12 protein-coding genes and 3 pseudogenes are annotated in these 19365 nt (G+C 60.6%); 9 read left to right on the top strand and 6 right to left on the bottom strand.

What is annotated here, in order from left to right; all coding sequences use genetic code 11:
• Nucleotides 1–323 precede the first annotated feature (323 nt).
• Entirely contained in the window at nucleotides 324–932 is a 609-nt protein-coding gene (locus ACVXZ4_RS10035; RefSeq protein WP_461794713.1) for a helicase associated domain-containing protein, read from the top strand.
• 65 nt (nucleotides 933–997) lie between these two features.
• Here ACVXZ4_RS10035 and ACVXZ4_RS10040 read toward each other — a convergent pair whose 3' ends face one another.
• Nucleotides 998–1447 carry a DUF7255 family protein gene (locus ACVXZ4_RS10040; protein WP_461797954.1) on the bottom strand — a complete coding sequence of 150 codons (450 nt, stop codon included), beginning with the start codon at nucleotides 1445–1447 and terminating at the stop codon, nucleotides 998–1000.
• A 1523-nt stretch (nucleotides 1448–2970) separates the two neighbouring features.
• Between ACVXZ4_RS10040 and ACVXZ4_RS10045 the strand changes: the two genes are divergently transcribed.
• The 3 genes from ACVXZ4_RS10045 to ACVXZ4_RS10055 all read left to right on the top strand — a co-directional run bounded on the left by ACVXZ4_RS10045 (nucleotide 2971) and on the right by ACVXZ4_RS10055 (nucleotide 5666).
• The gene (locus tag ACVXZ4_RS10045) at nucleotides 2971–4068 is read left to right on the top strand and encodes an endonuclease NucS domain-containing protein (protein ID WP_461794714.1); all 1098 of its coding nucleotides are present in this window, start codon (nucleotides 2971–2973) and stop codon (nucleotides 4066–4068) included.
• A 169-nt stretch (nucleotides 4069–4237) separates the two neighbouring features.
• Nucleotides 4238–5227 carry a hypothetical protein gene (locus ACVXZ4_RS10050; protein ID WP_461794715.1) on the top strand — a complete coding sequence of 330 codons (990 nt, stop codon included), beginning with the start codon at nucleotides 4238–4240 and terminating at the stop codon, nucleotides 5225–5227.
• 43 nt (nucleotides 5228–5270) lie between these two features.
• Nucleotides 5271–5666, top strand: a complete 396-nt coding sequence (locus tag ACVXZ4_RS10055) for a hypothetical protein (RefSeq protein WP_461794716.1) — start codon at nucleotides 5271–5273, stop codon at nucleotides 5664–5666.
• A 156-nt stretch (nucleotides 5667–5822) separates the two neighbouring features.
• Here the strand turns inward: ACVXZ4_RS10055 and ACVXZ4_RS10060 are convergent, their stop codons facing one another.
• The 5 genes and pseudogenes from ACVXZ4_RS10060 to ACVXZ4_RS10080 all read right to left on the bottom strand — a co-directional run bounded on the left by ACVXZ4_RS10060 (nucleotide 5823) and on the right by ACVXZ4_RS10080 (nucleotide 9998).
• The gene (locus ACVXZ4_RS10060; RefSeq protein ID WP_461794717.1) at nucleotides 5823–7274 is read right to left on the bottom strand and encodes a hypothetical protein; all 1452 of its coding nucleotides are present in this window, start codon (nucleotides 7272–7274) and stop codon (nucleotides 5823–5825) included.
• 172 nt (nucleotides 7275–7446) lie between these two features.
• Nucleotides 7447–7677 (bottom strand): integrase core domain-containing protein, encoded by a 231-nt coding sequence (locus tag ACVXZ4_RS10065; protein ID WP_461794718.1) that lies wholly within the window; start codon nucleotides 7675–7677, stop codon nucleotides 7447–7449.
• Between the two features lie 27 nt (nucleotides 7678–7704).
• A pseudogene (locus tag ACVXZ4_RS10070) lies at nucleotides 7705–7875 on the bottom strand (IS3-like element ISBlo10 family transposase); the annotation flags it as partial.
• 192 nt (nucleotides 7876–8067) lie between these two features.
• Nucleotides 8068–8259: pseudogene (locus tag ACVXZ4_RS10075) on the bottom strand (hypothetical protein); the annotation flags it as partial.
• 665 nt (nucleotides 8260–8924) lie between these two features.
• A complete protein-coding gene (locus tag ACVXZ4_RS10080; RefSeq protein ID WP_461794719.1) occupies nucleotides 8925–9998 on the bottom strand; it encodes a CHAT domain-containing protein in 1074 nt (357 codons plus the stop codon).
• A 446-nt stretch (nucleotides 9999–10444) separates the two neighbouring features.
• Here ACVXZ4_RS10080 and ACVXZ4_RS10085 point away from each other — a divergent pair.
• The 5 genes and pseudogenes from ACVXZ4_RS10085 to ACVXZ4_RS10105 all read left to right on the top strand — a co-directional run bounded on the left by ACVXZ4_RS10085 (nucleotide 10445) and on the right by ACVXZ4_RS10105 (nucleotide 19210).
• Nucleotides 10445–11037 (top strand): annotated as a pseudogene (locus ACVXZ4_RS10085) (recombinase family protein).
• A complete protein-coding gene (locus ACVXZ4_RS10090; RefSeq protein WP_461794720.1) occupies nucleotides 11024–11359 on the top strand; it encodes a DUF3024 domain-containing protein in 336 nt (111 codons plus the stop codon). The pseudogene ACVXZ4_RS10085 and the gene ACVXZ4_RS10090 overlap by 14 nt, the downstream one beginning before the upstream one ends.
• Before the next feature lie 281 nt (nucleotides 11360–11640).
• A complete protein-coding gene (locus ACVXZ4_RS10095; protein ID WP_461794721.1) occupies nucleotides 11641–13803 on the top strand; it encodes a site-specific DNA-methyltransferase in 2163 nt (720 codons plus the stop codon).
• Nucleotides 13800–16418, top strand: coding sequence for a DEAD/DEAH box helicase (locus tag ACVXZ4_RS10100; RefSeq protein ID WP_461794722.1), 2619 nt, complete (start codon nucleotides 13800–13802; stop codon nucleotides 16416–16418). Before ACVXZ4_RS10095 ends, ACVXZ4_RS10100 begins: the two co-directional genes overlap by 4 nt.
• Nucleotides 16415–19210, top strand: coding sequence for an ATP-dependent helicase (locus tag ACVXZ4_RS10105; protein WP_461794723.1), 2796 nt, complete (start codon nucleotides 16415–16417; stop codon nucleotides 19208–19210). Before ACVXZ4_RS10100 ends, ACVXZ4_RS10105 begins: the two co-directional genes overlap by 4 nt.
• The last annotated feature ends 155 nt before the right edge of the window (nucleotides 19211–19365 follow it).

Here is a 19365-nt window from a genome sequence, read left to right on the forward strand (position 1 = left end):
AGCTCGTGAAGCGGAACCACCGGCCTGCCCATCGGGATCCTCCTCGATCCCGACCAACACTTTCGGCGGCCCGGCAGTTCTGTCTTCCACGGGCGTCTCCCTTCTCGTTTCGGCTGTTCCGAATCCGCTGACGATGCGCGCCCGGAGTGGTTGGCGATCGTGTGGGCAACCGAGTCAGCGACCCAGTGAGACGACGGTACTGAGGAGCGGCCCCCTGTTGGCCTCGTGCAGGAATGCATTTTTCGATGGACACCCGCTCGGGCCGGGGTGCCGCGCACAGGAGCTCTGACACCGCGCATCAGCGCGGGTCGGACAGGAAACCCGTGCCCCACCTCACCCCTCTCGATCAGCTACGCGAGGACTTCGCGGCACTCACCCGCCGACCCCCGAACAGCATGTCTATCGATCAGCGCCGCTCCGTGACGTTCTACCTGACGGAAGCTGCTCTCGTCGCCGGCGTCAAGGTTCCTCCTCTCACGCCCGCTCGAACCGTTCAGTGGCTACGCGCACTGGCCGACCTTGAGGTGTTCCTTGCCAGGGAAGGCAGATGGCCGCGCGAGAACAACCGGTTGGAGAGAAACGCGATCAGCGAAGAGGAGCGACGACTCGCGGTGTGGGTCCGCACCCAACGCGCGACAGCAAACGACGAGGCGCTTTGCGAATACCAACTGCGGCGCCTGGAATGCGTTCCCGGCTTTCAGCAGCGTCCCCTTGATGAGCGCTGGGATAAGAACGTCCTGGTCCTTCAAATGTTTGTCACCGATTATCGCCGCGCTCCAGCGATTCGAAGCGATGATCCAGGAGAGCGGCGTCTCGCCGCGTTCGCGGCGAAGCAGAGACTCGCATATCGACGGAGAACGCTTGTGCCGACCCGGATATCGTCTCTCGAACGGCTCGAATTCTGGACTTGGGGCACTCCACCAAAACGCTGAGCTACCTCAGATGGGCCCTCTGATTCGTCGCGAGAGTCAGCCCAATCACTGATGTCGTAGTCCGGCTATGGGATTAGCGGGACCAGTTGGTCATGGACGCGAGCGTATGCGGCTGCTCCGTCTCGATCAGGTGCTGCAACACGGACCACTGGCGGGTGCCCCATGGCCGGGACAACCAGATCCCGCAGCGCATCGTGATAGGCACGTTGCCGTTGCCGGCCACCCTCGCCGAAACCTACGGCGGCCTTGGATCTCCGGAAATTGTCCGAATGGGGTGCCAATTCCTTGCACAATTCCCGATAGGTACCAAGGTCAAAGCCCAGGCTGGTATCGGCGGGGTACTGGTCGAGGGTGAGCAGTCGAAAGGTGGTGAAGTGTTGGGACTCGTCCACTTCAATGAACGTTCCGGTGGGCGCGTGATAAAAGTCGCCGGGCAGACTCGTAAGGCGCTTGCCGGCCTGCTGATCGAGTCGTCCGTCCAATGATCGAAAGACGTCGCCAAGCACGTCGCGCACGTCAGACAGCTCGGGCGGAAGCCCCAAGTGCCCACGTTGGTTCAGTCACGGCACGCTCGCGCGCGAGAGAACGATTCCGTCCGCCGCAGCGGCCGAAGCAAATGCTCTCTCGCAGTCCCCAACTGGCATGCGTCGAACACTACAGTTCTCATGATCGCGTCGCCCCAAGACGGGGAAAGCGAGAACGTCTGGATGCTCAGCTCAGGTGCTCCACGGCCGACGCCCACACCCAGGCACGGTGCGATTCGCCGTGGACTGTTTTCCAGCGCACAGCGCAAGCGCGCGGTGTCCAGGCCACTAGCTCTGCCTCAACGCGCACGGCTGTCTCCCCGTAGTGAACCCACACTTTTACGGTTTGCGGCTTCGGCGTGCGAGTGAGCGGCAGCCGATCCAACTCCAACTCATCACCGGTGAGAGTGGAGGGCTGTGTCCCGAGCATTCCGGCTTCGACGTGGCGTTCCTGCTGACGTCGGTCGATTGATGCTGCGTAGCGCTTGTTCGTGCCCAACCGGCTCCCTCCATAAGAGCAGCCGGCCGCTGCAGATCTGATTCTAGGATCGCTCTCTGACATGAAGCCTCCGATCCGGGGCGGCCCCGAGCACCAGCAACTGCTCATGGGGTGAGAGTGCTTGCAGGTCATTCGCGCAGGCACGCACCACCTTGGCTGTCGAAATGGGCAGCGCGCTCGGCTTGTCGCTGCAATACCGACGCTCTCCTCGTGCGAGTGTTATTCATCACGAGAGAGGCCGGGGTTTGGAAACACGGGGCAAAGCAGATCTAAGCGGCGCGGCGTTTGCGAGAATCCTTCGATCCGCGCCCGCCCATTTTTCGATCTCTGATGAGTACGAACGTGACCATTTGCCTGGCAAGCACTGGTGGACAAGCCAGCGCGAGCACGTCACAGCATGGCTCGACGAAATCGACGGGCCGGGCGCATACGAACGAATCACCCGGGGTCTCGGTGCGAAACACGCATACACCCACTTTCAATGCGCCCCGGGCCTTCTCTGGATAGCCGAAGCGCTCGGAGTGGATCTCGAAACCATTAAGCGAGCCGCGCTGGCAGCCAACGGTAGGGGCCGTCCTGCATCGCAATGCGCAGCCATCCGTCGCGTGATTCCTTGGCAGCAGATTGAGACACTTGCGCGTGCGCGATGAAATAACTTCCGGGCAGTGATTCGCGGGGCTTACGAATTCCGACCAGTTTGGGTTTGCTCGGAGCCTTCAATCCAGGCGCGCACATCGATCTCACGATAAAGGACTAGCTTCGGTGTGGGCTTCAGGAAAAGGGGCGCCAACCCTCGATATCGTCGTTGGGCGAGACTGGCCTTCGTGAGTCCGGGGATCATTTCGCATACTTCTTCGGGGGAAAGGTATCGAGGTGTGTTCGGTGCCATTATTCAAGTCTCGGGCAACGCCGGAGCAGTCTGACCGCTGAGCGCGAAAGTCGTCGTCTCAGCCCCGGGCGTGCATAGGGATTCGATTCCAACCGATACGCTTCGACCAGACCGGAAGGTAGGCAGATGGGGCTCGAAGTCGGTATTTGGCGCGTCGATGGAAGCCCGATGAAGCTGCAGCCTTCGCTTCTACCGCTGGAGTCTCAACTTGAATCCCTGATCGAACAAGATGATTCACTTCTCGGCAACGACCTCCTCATCATCGGGCGCCAGGTGCCCACAGCCTTTGGGAAGTTCATTGATCTGCTCGGCGTGGATGTCGATGGGGTAGTTCACATTCTGGAGTTGAAGCGTGATCGGACTCCGCGAGAAGTAGTTGCCCAGCTACTTGACTACGCATCATGGGTTCAAGATCTCTCGAATGCAGAAATACGCGCAATTTGGCAGGCAAACAATCCAGCGCTAGTTTTCGACATTCAATTCGGTGAGAGGTTTGGAGTCGCGCCACCCGACCAAATCAATGCTTCTCACGTGCTCACGATCATCGCCTCTGGCTTAGACACCAGCACCGAGCGCATCGTCACCTATCTCAATGCCACCTATGCCGTACCAATCAACGCTGTTTTCTTTCGGTACTTCATCGACGGAGACCGCTCATATCTCGCCCGTACCTGGCTCATCGACGACACTGGATCGACTGGCGCCGCAACAAAAGCGAAACCGACCCGGGCTGCCACCACAGAATGGAACGGCGTCGACTGGTACGTCTCTTTTGGTGAAGAACCGGACGGACGTGCTTGGAACGACGCTCGAAAGTTCGGCTTCGTCTCCGCCGGCGGCGGGGACTGGTACTCCCGCACCCTGCGAAGCCTGCCTATCGGGGCACGCGTGTTCGTGTTCATTCCGGGCAGCCCGCGAGGATATGTCGGAGTGGGCAAAGTAACGAGCGCGGCAGCCCCGGCGACCGACGCGATTCTCACTGTCCAGGGCGAGCCAATGAACTTCACCGACCTTCCTCTGGAAGGAAACTACCTCCGAACGTCCACAGACCAAAACACTGAGGACATACGTGAGTACGTTGTCGCGATCGAATGGGACCATACAGTTCCGCGCAGCGAAGGCCTCTGGATCACTGGAATGTTCGCCAATCAGAATTCCGCCTGCAGGTTGAGGAGCCAGTTCACTATCGACTCGGTCGCGAAAGCCTTCGATCTAGACGGCTAGGGCCTGCAGTCCGGCACCTGTCCGGTATCAACAGGGTGATGATGATCGATTTCCAGGCCTCATCAGTTCAGGCAAACACAATCTTGACTCTGGCGGCCGTCAATATTGAGGTCCACAACCGATACAGTCTCATCAAAGGGTCGGTTATTGCTACACGGGGGAGGGGATCATGGTTCTGCCTCTTGTGCCCCTGATCATCGTTATTGGTACAGTCGCCACCGGCGGAAGCGGCGCCGTATTCGGCAGCTTCGGTGGAGTACAGATCAAGCGTGCCCGGCAAAGCATCAAGCTCAACGCCTCTCGCTATGAGACCCGGCACAAGGAACACCTTGAGAAGGTCGAGGAGTCCAATCGGATCTTGCAGGGGCTCGGCAGCACGCAGGAGAGAGCCCGCGACGAAGTCATTTTCAGAATGCGCGACTTCTTGCTGCGCAATGAGAAGCAGGTCCGTGCGAATGAGCACCTAATTTTCGATGGAGTGGATGGGACGCACGCACGCATCGCTGGTTCGGTAAAGCTAGCTCCCGACGTCGCAGGCTGGGCCCGGGGCGTCGTCGGTGCAACAATCGCCGGAGCCGTTGTCCCTCAGATGGTGCGAGGCGGGGTTGTCAAGCTCGCCGCCGCCGGAACCGGTACAGCTATCGCGGCCCTGAGCGGGGCCGCGGCGGAGAGTGCAACGCTTGCCTTTCTCGGCGGAGGAGCACTCGCAGCGGGAGGCGGCGGCGTTGCGTTAGGCGCCACCATGTTGAACGTCGCCACCATAGGGCCCGGAGTACTCATCGTGGGACTTACTGTGAAAAATCGAGGCACCAAGGCGAGGACCGAAGCCGCGAAGCACGAGGGCGAAATCGCGATCGCGATAGCAACCCTTGATGGCCGTGACCAACTCCTTCGTGGTGTGGACGAACGCGCCCGAGAGTTAGACAGCATCCTCGACAAACTGGTGGCGCAGGCGGCTAGTGCGCTAAATTTCCTCGAATCTGAGCCGTTCGATGTGACGGTACACGCTGAGCGGCTCCAGGCGGCATTCATCTTGGTCAAGTCCGTGCGCGATGTCGCCACTGCGCCCGTTGCTGACGAGGAAGGGCACTTGGACGAACAGACAACGCACCTTATTTTCAAGTACCGCAGCACAATGACGGAGGACTCCATTGACTGATTCTAAAAACCTCTCAGCGAAGCCAGCGGAGTGGATTCGCACGATGGTGGGCAACGCCACGCCAACGGATGCGCTGAATGCTCTAAATGCCTTGAACCAGATTGTGGCGGCGGCGCGTGCGTCGATCGAGATTCACGAGACCGAGAGCACGAAGCGTGAGCAGGCCCAGGCACATCGAGACATTGAAGTCGAACGGATCCGAGCTTCCGAGCGAACGCTTCGCGACTACTTCGATCGAATCTTTGGTGAACGCCGCGACATCCATAAGCGGCTTTTCGATAGTCTCGACACCGCACTGGCCTCTGGAGATGTTGCGGCGATGCAGACAGTGGTAGGTGGAATCGTGGAGGTCGCCCGCACATCCCCACTGGCCGATTTAGGCAACCTCTCCGAGTTGCGACGAGCAATGGACGACCCCGACGCGGTGTTCGAACTTTAAGCAGGATGACAACGGTCGAGTCGGCTCTTCAATTGCGCCCGAGTTTGGATTGGCCGAAGGACTCGGCCAGATGGACCCCTCGGGTGGGAGCGGCCTGACTTCAGTCGATTTCGCGCGAGCGTCTGATCGCGACAGTCTTCACAGGTGCCATTTGACTTAGCCACCAAAATCGAGCCCGCTCGACGCTCCCTGAGCATTCACTTCAGGCTGGGGGAGATCGTATCGACGTCGCCGTCGCGTCTCCACTGCCATTCTGAAAACCCCGTCGAGCATCAAAAGGAGAGTCCCTGACTGGGCGTCGGTAATTCGTCGATGTCGAAGAATGCGCGCAATATTCTGACGAAGTCTGACTGCATCGTCCCGTGATAGCTCGGGAATTGTCTGCGTTGTAGCCGCGGTTTCGGAATCCACGAGGACAACTTCCGCGAGGCGATCACTCGAAAGTCTCCAGACTTCCGCGTCTTCTACGGCGATGCCGGCAAAACGTAGATCATCGAGGGCGATTCCGATCACGTGTGCATACGGATCGACGTCGTACACCGTGCTGAGCATGTCTGAGAGGCGTCCGTCGACTACCCGTCCCTCAGTTCGCCCTTCGCGATGGTAGCCAGCCACCAGGGCTCCCAATCCGACGGGCTGCCTGAATTCCGGGAGCGCAGCGACGGCATGCGGGTTTCGCAAGTGCAAATCTGATACCACCAGTAGCCCTCTATCTCGCGCCTCGATCATCGCTTGAAATACGAGCTCCGTTGCGAACGATTCGATTGACGTTTGGGAATCTGACCACCACGCCCGGCGTATGCGGTCCGTGCGCCGTGTCGGAAGCGGAGGACTTTGGAAGACTCGAACTGCGCTCTGCAAACGGAGCGGTGGATAAGCGGGCCGCCTTTGACCCGCCTCTTCGAAATCTGACTCCTGGACGGCTCTTTCCGCGTCGGTTGTCGAGTTCGAAGTCACGCCTATGTTCGAGGGAAGCATGTTTGTCAATGTGCGTCCGCCGACGCGCGCCAGATGAAAAACGCACCATGCCCCACCAATGGTGAGAAGGAGGAGCAACGGGCTGACAATGAGGCTGCCAACCGAGAGCGGAAAAACGGAGTAGAAGACGATCCAGCAGGTGCACGCAACCCCGACGATGACGAGCGCAAAGGGCCTCAGGCGGCGAGCTACATTGGCGCATTGCCGCCATCGTCCCGGCCACGGAAGCCCGTTAGTGATGCTCTCTCTCATCGCAAGCTCGCCTGATGGGAGCCCACGGGTTCCGAACAGCTCAGTAACAATCAGCACCGAGGAAGCGAAGACGAGCGCACACAGGCGGGCCAGATCGAAGGGAAGGCCGGCGGCTGCACCGGTGAGCATGGCCCGATCCTCATCACTCTTCAAGTCTCCACTTGCAAGGAGGAGCAGAAACTTGTTTGAAGCTACCAGTGCAATCAAGAAAAAGAGCCCGTCCACTACAAAGGAAGCAGCCAAGAGAACCGACGCGCTCGCCCACACTCTGACCAAAACGAACAATGCTGGCCGTTCAGCGCATAGCACGGCGAGCTTGTCCGCACCGTAGCGCTGTGGCTTCAGCTCAGACGTTCCCTTTCCGGTCCCATTTGACACAGCTGCATTCTCTGGTATCGAGCGGATTCTCGCCAGACTAGATCTTGCAAAGATTCTTGGAGCCCTGACTGTACGGCACGTTCATGACCAGAAATTGAATCGCCCCTGGGTTTTATTCCTAGTTGTCTTCTTGGGAAGCGGTCGCTGTCAAGGCTGATTTGGTTTCAGCGTATTACTCGGTTTCGGCTTCGATGGGGGTGCGGTAGCCGAGTTCGGAGTGGAGCCTCTGGTCGTTCCACCACCACGCGTATTCCAGGCTTGCAAGCTCGACGTGCTCGACGGTTCGCCAGGGCCCGCGAGCACGGTTCAGCTCCGATTTGTAAGGCGCGTTGAGGGCCTCGGCCATCGCGTTATCGTAAGAATCGCCGACGGTCCCTGTTGAGGGGATCGCACCGAGTTCCATGATCCGATCCGTGTCCACCAACGACATTTAGTTCGACCCGTGGTCCGAGTGATGCGTCAGACCGGTCAGATCACCGCCCGCGTCGAACGCGGACATGTCCAGTGCTTGCAGGGGCAGGATGTCGGCTTTCAGCGTGGCTGCGACATTCCAGCCGACAAGACGGTGGGAGAAGACGTCGGTGACGAATGCCACATAGGCGAAGCCCTGCCAAGTGCGAACACAGGTGACGTCGACGACCCAGAGCCGGCGGGGTGCGTCGGCGCGGAAGTGCCGTTACACGAGATCCGTCGGGCGCTGGCCTGCGGGATCCGACTTGGTGGTGAACGCTCGTTTCGAGCGCTTGCCTCCGCGCAGCCCGAGGGATCGCATGATCCGCCCAGTCTGATCCCTCCCGATCTCCCGACCTTGTCGTCCCAGCAGTCGGTGCATTTTCCCGACGCCGTAGACGCCGTGGTTCTCCGCATGCAGGCGGCGTATTTCACCGCCGATGAGCTGATCCGCCAGTATTCTGGCCGCTACGGGACGGCTTTTCGCAGCCCGATAGACGCGGACGCTGACGAATCCCACCTCAGCTGCCCACATGGTGCGGCAGACGAGCACGACCGGCGAAACGATCCTTCATCTTGTCGATTGAGCGGATCATCTCGACGAGGGGCGGCCGAGCTCGGTGGCGAAAATCACGCTCTCTGAGCGCAAAATCTCGTTCGCATTCTCCAGCTCGACGATCTGTTTCTTCAACCGTTTGATCTCGCCCTACGCCTCGGACGTCGTGCTGGGCCTTGGCCGGCATCGATATCGGCGCGCTACTTCCACAATCGCAGCGTGTAAGGATTCACCCCGAGACGAGCCGCGACATGGTTGGCGGCAGCGAAATCCGACGCGTGATCAGGTCATGCTTCAGCAAGCATCCGAAGAGCACGGTCACGAAACTCGGCGGGATAGGGGTTCGACCTCGTTCAATCCTCCAAAAGGAAAGAGCGGAACGAAACCCAGAGCGGATCTAAGGCCCGCCATGTCGAAGCAAGCCTGAGCCAGCTGGGCCACCCGCGCGCCAATCCCAGCGACTGGCTGATGGACCGTCACTTGAACTTGACTGATCCCGCCCACAAGATCCTTCGACACGGACCACGCTGGGGCGGTATCCCTCATCTCCTTCGCGGCGACTGGTGAGGTTTGCCTCAGCACCGCGTGGGGATATTTCTCCCCGAGAAATGGGCAGCCTCTCATTTGCAAGAGACTGAACATGACTACGGTCTGACGTTCCAGCGGCTAGTCGTGGATGTGAGCGTGATCATTGGCAATCGTTTGTAGGTCGGCAAACTCTGGTTCACGATTCTCAACAGCTCATTGCGTGAGCGGTCGAGGCGATCAGCAAGGTCGAGAAGGGCTTCAATCTCTTCCGATTCCACGTTCATCCAGCCGTCGCTGCATTTCACCACGAGAGGAAATTGTTGGCGCAGCTGCCGCAGGTCCCCTTCAGCAACTTTTAGTCGGGCAAGCAGGGGCGTCACTATGTCCTTGCCCAATGGAGTGCGGCACGAGATCTGACCGCTCAGTCCTAGATCGTTTCGAAGGGCCAGGCCACGCGTTTTTAGCGCCTGGCGCACGCCTTTGAGTGCGTCACACAGGTCGAGAAGCGATCCCTCTTCTAGCGCCGACGTCAAGAATGCTTGCCGACTGAACACTTTGTGAAGAAAGTCGTTAGGGAGGGGATCCTCAGTCCATCGAACAATTGTGCCCTCTGTGAATTGAGGGTGGTCTTGTATGCCGCGGAGCACGGCTTCAAAGGCGAGATCGGATGAGCCCCGATCTAGCAGTGCCGAGTAAAAGTTGCCGGAGAACTCCGAAGCGAGATGGTCGTCGATCTTATGGTTCATGCCGACGATCCATCCGTCTGGCGGGATGAGATGCGGTGCCCAGTGCGCCGTTTCGCAACCATTGAGAAATACTCCACGAAGCGAATTGGTGGCCCCTCGGAGAATGTCTGCGAAATCATCTGGGCCGATCGACACCTCACCTGGGAAGCCCGCACTGTCGCGATCGAGTACAAGCAGGGATCCCCGTCTCCCGTGTCCGATGTAATGCAGAACGGTCGGCCTGAAGCGACTGATGTGCCCTGGAAGGTCCGCCCAATAGCCGTTCTCGACGACTTCGACGAGGAGTTTGATGGGGTAGTCCTTCGCGAGCTGCCGCAGATAGTCGATCTCGTCCGCCGCGGCTGCGAGTGGCCGTCCGGCGCTCGTCTGGGCCCAGACGAGAATGCGGTGTTTGGCTACCACATGAGGCGAGACAACTGGCTGACCTGCGGAGGAGATCGTCATCGGCGCCTCTGTCTTTTTCGATTGCGTTATCCCACGGAGCAAGTGCCTCGGCCCCTGAATTTACGTCTCGACTCTGAACGGCTCAGCATTCCGTTGACGAGCCCCTGGCTAAATCTGAGTTCGGCAATTCTCGGTCAACCGACACTAGGTCGCAAATCTGCACGGCTCGGCCCTCGCAAACCTAGTTGGACGGAAGTCGCTGCGGAGCTCGTTCTGGCTCGGGTCTACTGCACGGGTAGGTGACATCTAAGTCTTAATAGATCTTCTTGGTATGCCCCACCCTCTCGGTGTCTTGCAACCCTAGGGATATGGGATGTCCCACAGGCGGCTGAGTTGGCGAGACCGTTTGCCCGGCTGTTCGGCACACCTCGATTCCCATAACTATGTACCAATAGGTTCTGATTGAATCGAGGTAGTCATTAACGGTTTTGGGACACCTGGAGGCACTGTCGGGCAAGTTGATCGGGTACGCGCGCATCTCGACCAAGCAGCAGGCCACTGACCGGCAGGAGGCCGACCTTGTGGCGTCCGGCGTGCGCCGGGACGATCTTTACGTCGACCACGGGATATCGGGTGCTCGGGCGTCGCGGCCTGAGTTCGATCGTGCTCTCGACGCGATCCAGGACGGAGACACTCTGGTCGTAACGACGCTCGACCGCCTTGGTCGCTCGACGCAGAACATGCTCTCTTTCGCGGATGGGCTGAGGTCGCGGTCGGCGGGCCTTCGGGTGTTGAACCTGGGCGGGGGAGACGTGGACACGTCGACCCCGATGGGGGCGATGGTGTTCACGGTGACGTCGGCTCTGGCGCAGATGGAGCTCGACATCAAGAGGGAGCGCATCACCAACTCGGTGGCCAAACGGCGCACAGCTGGTGAGGATCTCGGCGGCCGGCCCAAGACAGTGTCCGACAGGCAGATCCGTAACGCGCTGCATCTGATCGAGGGGGCGAGTCGACGGCGCAGGTCCTCAGGGATCTGGGGCTGACCCGGTCCACGTTTTACCGCCGCGCTCGGGAAGCCTCTCGTGCCAGTTCCTGAAATCGACCTGCGACGCATCAGGAAGTGGTGCACTCAGGAGACATCGCCACTGCATGCCGATCAGCTCCGCGTGGAAGCCGACTTCACGGCGACGGCGGTCACCATCGTGGAAACGCGGCCGCCATGGGATGACCCGACGGGGGAGTGGACAAGATTTCACATCGCGCGACTGCGGTACACCGCCACGACGGGTGAGTGGACCCTCTACTGGCGGGACCGGCACCTCCGGTTCCACCGCTACGACCTAACACCACCGTCGCGACAGGTACAGGCATTGCCGGCTGTCGTCGCGGATAGCGGCGATCCAATCTTCTGGGGCTGACGCCGTAACCGATAACGGTCGACAAGCCGTTTCACCGCACCAAGCTTTCGGTGGAGAGTTTCGGTGCAAGATCGCACGGCGTGTCGCGACCGGGCGCCGGGATCCCGGCGCCGCCCCGAAAACCGTCGTTTTCGGGTGGGAAACGCTGCGGGTCGTTTGTCCAATGGATCAGACTCGAGCTTGGCTAGAATTCCTAAGTGCGCCGACACAATTTCCCGCTCGTGCGCGAATCTCACCCAGGTCGCTAGATTCGGGTCGCAAAAACTAGCCCGGAGGAAGCCATGGCGCGCATTCACGAGTTGCTGGCGCAGCTGCGGGCAGCAGCGCCAGCGTTGGCGTCTGACATCGAGCGTGAGGTCGATGTACTTGCCGACCGGCGTGCGTTCGGACTGAACTTCGAGCGTCACACGCCCGAGGCAGTCGAGCTGCCGGGGCGTAAGGTCCGATCGGGCGACAAGGTTCGGGTGCAACCTCCGAGAGGCGAATTGCCCACGGCTGCTCACCGGGTGTTGTACCGAGTCGGGGCGATCGAGCGCGACCAGCAGGGCGTCGGACGGCTGGCAACTCTCGCGGGGCTCACCAACGAATCGGACAGCGTCGAAACTAGCCCGAGCTCTCGGTCCGCAGATGTCGACGATCTCGTCGTCGTAGCCGAGTTTCGCGACCCGATCTACCCGGGCCTCGTATCGACTGGGAAGGTCGAGCGGGGCGGCGACAAGCCGTTTCATGCCGTGATCAATGCAGAGAACTTCCACGCGTTGCAAGCGCTGCTGTTCACGCACCGGGGCACAGTCGACGCCATCTACATCGATCCGCCCTATAACACCGGTGCAAAGGACTGGAAGTACAACAACGACTACGTCGAGAGCGACGATCTATACCGGCACTCCAAATGGCTTGCCTTCATGGAACGGCGAATTCTCGTCGCGAAAGAGCTGCTCAAAAAGGACGACGCGGTCCTCATCGTGACAATCGATGAGAAGGAATACCTGCGACTAGGGCTGCTCCTCGAGCAAACTCTGCCAGAGGCGAGAATCCAAATGGTTTCGTCCGTCATCAACCCAGCGAGTTCGGCACGGAAAGGGGAGTTCGGCCGGAGTAACGAGTACCTGTTCTTCGCCTACTTCGGCTCAGCTGCTCCATCACCGTTAGAACTGGACCCTGCGTGGTTCGGACAGACCTCGGGAAAGCGTAAGAACAAGATTCGCTGGCAGGAGCTTTCTCGCCGCGGTGACAACGGGCGTCGTTCGGCTCGGCCGAACCTGTTCTACCCCGTCTTCGTTTTCGCAGACGGGAGCGCGATTTCGTCGGTCGGGGAGGCAATCGGTTCGACAGATTCGATTGACTCCGTAACAATTCCGCCGGGTACAGTTGCCATCTGGCCCATTCGCCAAGATGGGTCCCACGGGACGTGGGGGCGAAATCCGGCGTCTCTCCGCTCCGCGATCTCCAACGGGTTCGTCCGAATCGGCGGGTTCACGCAACGAGGTATGGCGATCTACCACCTTGCGGCAGGAGAGCAGGCAAAGGTGCTCGACGGCACCTTTCCGGTACTCGGCCGCCGACCCGACAACTCCGTGATCGTCGACGACAGTGACTATCGAACCTCGCTCGTGCCTGGCACGCAGTGGGATGTCCCTTCCCACGATTCAAGTTCGTTCGGATCGGCGATGTTGTCCCGGATTTTGCCCGGCAGAAGATTTCCGTTCCCCAAATCCCTCTACGCGGTAGAGGACGCCCTTCGCTTCTTTGTTGCCGACAAGCCTGATGCGACGATTGTCGACTTCTTCTCCGGCTCTGGTACGACCGCGCACGGGGTCATGCGTTTGAACAAGCAAGATGGCGGGCGTCGCGTCTCTATTTCAGTCACGAATAACGAGGTTGGAGCTGCGGATCAAGCGCGCTTCGCCAATGAAGGTCTCCGGCCCGGCGACCCGGAGTGGGAGCAGTTTGGGATCTGCGACTACATCACAAAACCGCGCATCGAGGCGGTTGTAACTGGCAAAACCCCGGCGGGCGAACCGATCAAGGGCGACTATAAGTTCACCGACATCTTCCCGATGGCTAACGGCCTCGAGGAAAACGTCGAATTCTTTACTCTGACCTATGAGGCCCCGATGCGGGTGCAGTCCAATCGAGAATTCACGCGGATCGCGCCGTTCCTATGGCTCCGGGCCGGGTCACGTGGCCGCCGCATCGAGTCGCACTCAGAAGGATGGGACGTCGCCGACTCATACTGCGTGCTTGCAGATCTGGATCAAACCGACATCTTCCTGGAAGCGGTTGCCAAAAGCCCTGGTGTTCAGGTCGCGTTCATCGTGACCGACGAGGACCGGCTCTTCCAAGCAGTAGTGCGAGAGCTACCCGCGAACGTTGAGCCTGTGCGCCTGTACGAGTCGTACCTGAGAAACTTCGAGATCGACGCAATGCGGAGCGTGCGATGAAGTTCACCCTGAAGGATTACCAGCGCGACGCCGTGATCCAGGTACTCGACAACCTCGAACGCGCTCGGAAGAAGTACCACGACGACAGTCGAGAGACGTCGTTTACTCTCACAGCAACCACAGGCGCCGGTAAGACCGTCATGGCGGCCGCAGCCATCGAGGCGCTTTTCTACGGGAACGACGAGCTCGACTTCGACCTGGATCCGGGTGCTGTAGTCATTTGGTTTTCAGATGACCCGAACCTCAACGATCAGACCCGTACGCGGCTTTGGCAGGCCTCTGAGAAGCTAACGCTGGATCGGCTAGTAACGATCGAGTACCCGTTCTCGGTTCCCCAACTCGACGCCGGCAAGGTCTACTTCCTCAACACGCAGAAGCTCACAGCTACGTCGCGGCTCACGATGAAGGCAGCTCGAGCTAGGGCAGTTGAAGCGACTGGTCAGGGAGCGTTTATCGCCGCGGATGACATGGCGTGGACAATTTGGGAGACCCTCGCGAATACGATCGACGACCAGAGTCTCACCGTCTATCTCGTCATCGACGAAGCACATCGCGGGTTCAATTCGAAGGCAACGCGCGACAAGTCGACAATCGTTAAGGATCTCGTTGACGGCGTCGAGACCGGTCTGGCGATGCCGGTTGTTTGGGGCATCTCGGCAACCATCGACCATTTCACTGAGGCCATGACTCAGGCGCAGGTCGACTCGCGCGGGCGTGAGGCTCTCCCTGCTGTCACCGTCGATCCGGCCCGCGTGCAGGCGTCCGGGCTCATCAAGGACAAGATCGTTCTCGATATTCCTGCCGAGTCCGGCAACCTCGAGACGGCCCTCGCCACGCATGCGGCGCAGAAGCTCAAGGAATCAGCACGAAGGTGGGGGAAGTACCTCGCCGAGCAGGCGAAGCTGCCGGGCGAGAAGTCGCCAGAAGGGGTCGTTCCTCTCCTAATTGTGCAGATCCCGAACACAGAGGACTCGGACGAGGTTGGCCTGTGGCTGGACACCCTTCAGGCCGAGCTCGGCGATCTGTCGTCTAACCATGTCCGGCACGTGTTGGGAGACCACTCGTCGCAGAGCTTCGGTTCATGGGAGATCGACTGGATCGAACCTCAGCGCGTCCAGGAGACAAAGGACGTCCGGATCCTGATCGCGAAGGATGCTATCTCAACAGGGTGGGACTGTCCACGCGCCGAGGTGCTGCTGTCCTTTCGGCCGGCACGCGATCACACGCACATCACGCAGTTGTTAGGCCGCATGGTGCGAACCCCGCTCGCCAGACGAGTTCCGGGCGACGAACGACTCAACTCGGTCGACTGCATCCTGCCCCACTTTGACCGCACCACGGCAGGGAATGTGGCAAGGTTCCTCACCGGCCTCATCGGGGAGATGCCTGGCGGTGCGACGGTCCAGATTCTTCTCGACGGGCGCGAGCTCGGGGCAAACCCCATGGTCCCTGACGCCGTGTGGGAGAGCTTCGATGCTCTCCCTAGCCTGGTGGTACCGCAGCGTGGCGCCAGGCCGGTCAAGCAGCTCGTCTCTCTCGCGCAGGCGCTCTCCGCAGATGGGCTGAAAACCGGCGCACTCGCGTCGGCTGAGACTCAGATGCACGCGACGCTGGACGGGCTCGCGTCGCGCTACGACGGGCAGCTGCGCACGGCCGAGATCGAGGTGCGAACGGTGCGCGGCATGTCAATCGCGGGCCGGTTTGGAGGCACGAAGCTGACCTACACCGACTTTGCGCTCCGCGCGGACGACAGGGCGATTAGGGTCGCATTCGATGATGCGAAGCGCGCGTTTGGGGCCGACATCGCGCAGTCATACGTTGGCCACCTGGCTGGCGAGGATGACCCGAACGCGGACGACGACGGGCTGCGCGCCGCTTACGTGCAGGCGGCGGCGCTGGCGACTGTTGGGCCGGTGCGGGACAAGATGGACGCGGCCGCGAAGGACATCGTTGACGAGTGGTTCGCCGACCATCGAGTAGCGGTGAAGGCGCTATCCGACGAACGGCGGGAAGCGTATGACGAGATACGAGCGCAGGCCGTCGAGCCGCAGCTGCGACCGTTGCAGCGCCCGCGCACGCGGATGGCGGACTTCAAGGAGCTCGTCGGCGAGCAGGAGCGTGTCGCCGAGCTTGTCGAGAAGCACCTGATGTCGGACGACGATGGTTGGTACCCGATTTCGGGCCTGAACGACTGGGAGAGGCTCGTTGTCCACAAGGAGGCGGGACGACTGAACTGTGTCGGCTGGTACCGTAACCCGTCGGTGTCGTCGGCCGACTCGCTCGGCATCACCTACCGCGATAGCGCCACCGCGAACTGGCGCGCGATGCACCCGGACTTCGTCGTGTTCAGCGAAGTCGACGGAAACGTCGTGCCGTCGATAGTTGACCCGCATGGCACGCACCTCGCGGACGCGCTCACGAAGCTGCAGGGCCTCGCGCGTTTCGCAATCGAGTTCGGTGACGTTTTCCACCGCATCGACTCGATCGCGAGCGGGGCAGGGGGCGAACTGCGGGTGCTCGACATGAAGAAGGAATCCGTTCGCGACGCTGTGCTCAACAGTAAACAGTCGGCAGCCGAACTGTTCGCGGGATCCGCGGCGGAGAAGTACGCATGACGACGTCGCTCGGGTTCACGCCGAATCAGCAGGCCGCTATCGACGAGCTATCCCAGCCGCTGCAGTTGATCGCGTGCGCCGGCTCCGGGAAAACGGAGGTTCTCGCGCAGCGGATCGCCAACATCCTTTCGCAGCCCGGCATCAAACCGGCGAACGTGATCGCGTTCACCTTCACGGAGAAGGCGGCCGCGGAGCTCAAAGAGCGAGTCCACCGTACCGTCAACGCGAAGCTCCCCGGAATAGTCGGGCTGGCAGAGATGTACATCGGCACGATGCACGGCTACTGCCTCGACCTGCTGCAGACCTACATCCCGGAAACGTTCAAATACGGGGTGCTTACCGACATCACGCAGCAGCTCCTCATCGACCGCGAGACGAACAAGTCCGGCTTCAACACCGCGGTGAAGACCGTCCAGGGCGTCGAGGCGAACCTGAGGCGTTACGTCGACACCCGAGTCTTCAAGGGTGCACTTTCGGTGTTGCAAGAGGACGCTGTCGACTTCGGACTCGTGCCGACTGCGACAACGGAGAGCCTGGCGAAGTACAAGGGCTTCCTCGCCGACAAGAGGTACTTCGACTACACCTCGATGATGGTCGAAGCCGTCGGCTTCCTCGAAAGGTCCCAGACCGCCACGATCCTCGATACCGCCGAGCAGTCGCTACGCGACCACGTTGAGCACGACGTCAAGTTCGTCATCGTCGACGAATACCAGGACGTGAACCCGATCCAGGAGCGACTCGTCGCCCGCCTCGTCCACTTCGGCGCCAACCTCTGCGTCGTCGGAGACGACGACCAAACCATCTACCAGTGGCGCGGCTCGGACGTGCAGAACATCCTCACCTTCGACCACCGCTACGCGCGTGTTCGCGCTATTCGGCTCGAGGAGAACTTCCGCTCATCCAAGGGCATCGTCGAGCTCGGCCGTTCGGTTGCGGAGCGGCTGGACTCCGTGGAGCGACTCCCGAAGAAGATGATCGCCGCCGGTCACCAAACCTGGGAGCGCGGCGACATGCTCACCCTCCAGTTCGAAACTCCGACCGAAGAAGCCCAATGGATCGTCGAGCGCATCGTCGACCTGCAGGGGATCCCATTCGTCGACCGACCCGGCGCGGACCCGCGCGGACTCTCTTGGTCGGACTGCGCTGTCCTGTTCCGATCCGTCAAGGACGCCGACGACTTGGTCGACGAGCTGAAGCGCCGTGAGATCCCGTTCATTGTGAAAGGTCTCGCCCACCTCTTTGACGCAACCGAGATCCAAGCGTGCGTTGGCCTGTTCCGATACATGCTCGGCGAAATCACGCGTGATGACTTATGGGAACGGTGGGTCGATGCGAAGCTGATCCCAGACCAGACGAAGTGGGCCGCTGCCGTGCGCGCACTCGACGAGGGCGCCGACTTCACCGCGAGCACACGTTGGGGCGTTTACAACATCCAACGCCTGTTCCTCCGAGTACTGGAAGCACTCGACCTGCGCGAAGACACCATCCCCGGCGAGAAACGCCGCGGCGAGCTTGTCATGTACCAGCTCGGCAAGTTCTCGCAGGTTATCTCCGACTTCGAGACGATCCACTTCGCATCAAGCCCGAAGGCGAAGTACGAAGCCTTCGTCGGATTCCTCACATTCCAAGCACCCGGAGTCTACGAGGAAGCGGACGACGACGCCGGCTACGTTGCACCCGACGCGGTCGTCATCTCGACGGTGCACCGAGCCAAGGGTCTGCAGTGGCCGGCAGTGTTCGTGCCGTTCCTGCGCGCGAACCGGTTCCCCATCAAGTCCCCGGGCGGCACGCAGACGATCCCGCACCTGGTCCCGGAGGTCGCTGTCCCGAACGGCGCTCGGTATAAGGTCAACAGGTCGGACGAGACGCGGCTGTTCTACGTCGCAGTCACCCGCGCCCAGAAATTCCTGTACGTGTCGTACGCGCCCGGCGAGTCGAAGTTGTATAAAAAGCCGTCCGACTTCTACTTGCATTGCACCGCATCAACATGGATGTCGACGACAGACGAGGGACTGCCCCCGGTCTCCCGGCTCACGCCGACGCCAAAGCTCGAGACGCCCAACATCGCTATCTCGTTCAGCGAATTGAAGTACCTCATCGAGTGCCCGTACCAGTTCAAGCTGCGCTTCATGTACGGCTTCAACCCGCCCATCCACGAAGCCCTCGGCTACGGGAAGGGTCTGCACGACGTGCTCGCCGAAATGCACAAGCGCGCCCTCGCGAGGGACGTGCCCACAAAGGCCGAGATCGACTCTCTAGTGGACAGGCACCTACACACCCCCTTTGCGTACCCCGCGTTGCGTGCGACTCTGCGGGAGTCCGCCATCAAGGCGATCGACCGGTACTTCGACCGGCACGGCGACGACCTCACCCGCACGATCCACTCCGAGAAGGTGATCGAGGTCGAGATCTCCCCCGGTGTCACAGTGAACGGCCGCATCGACCTCATCAAATCCCTCGAGACTGGCGAGACCGCGATCGTGGACTTCAAGTCGACAGACGCAGCCCAAGCCGAGAAGGTCACGAAAGACCAGCTCTCGATCTACGCGTTGGGTTACGAGCAGCTGACCGGCGACAGTGCCGACCGTATCCAAATCCTCAACCTCGACGACCAGGGCAAAAGCACCAACGATCCCGTGAACCCTGCACTCGTCGCCGCTATCAAGGCGAAGGTCGATGCTGTCGCCGACGACATCCGCGCCAACCACTTCGTGTGCACCCACGACCACGCGACGGAATCCGCGTACGACGACCTCGCATGGATGACGAAGGGTGGGCAGGCTCCCAACTGAGCCGCAGGTCATTTCACTTGGTCACCGACTCAGGTCGAGGTTCTTTGCGCCTGCCTTCGTTGGATGATCCAACAGCGATGACCACCGCAAGAGCAGTTAAAGTCGTCATGCGGGCTCGCTCAGACACGAAACTGATCGACGCTTGCTTGCAGGCT

Source organism: Lacisediminihabitans sp. FW035 (assembly GCF_054880895.1).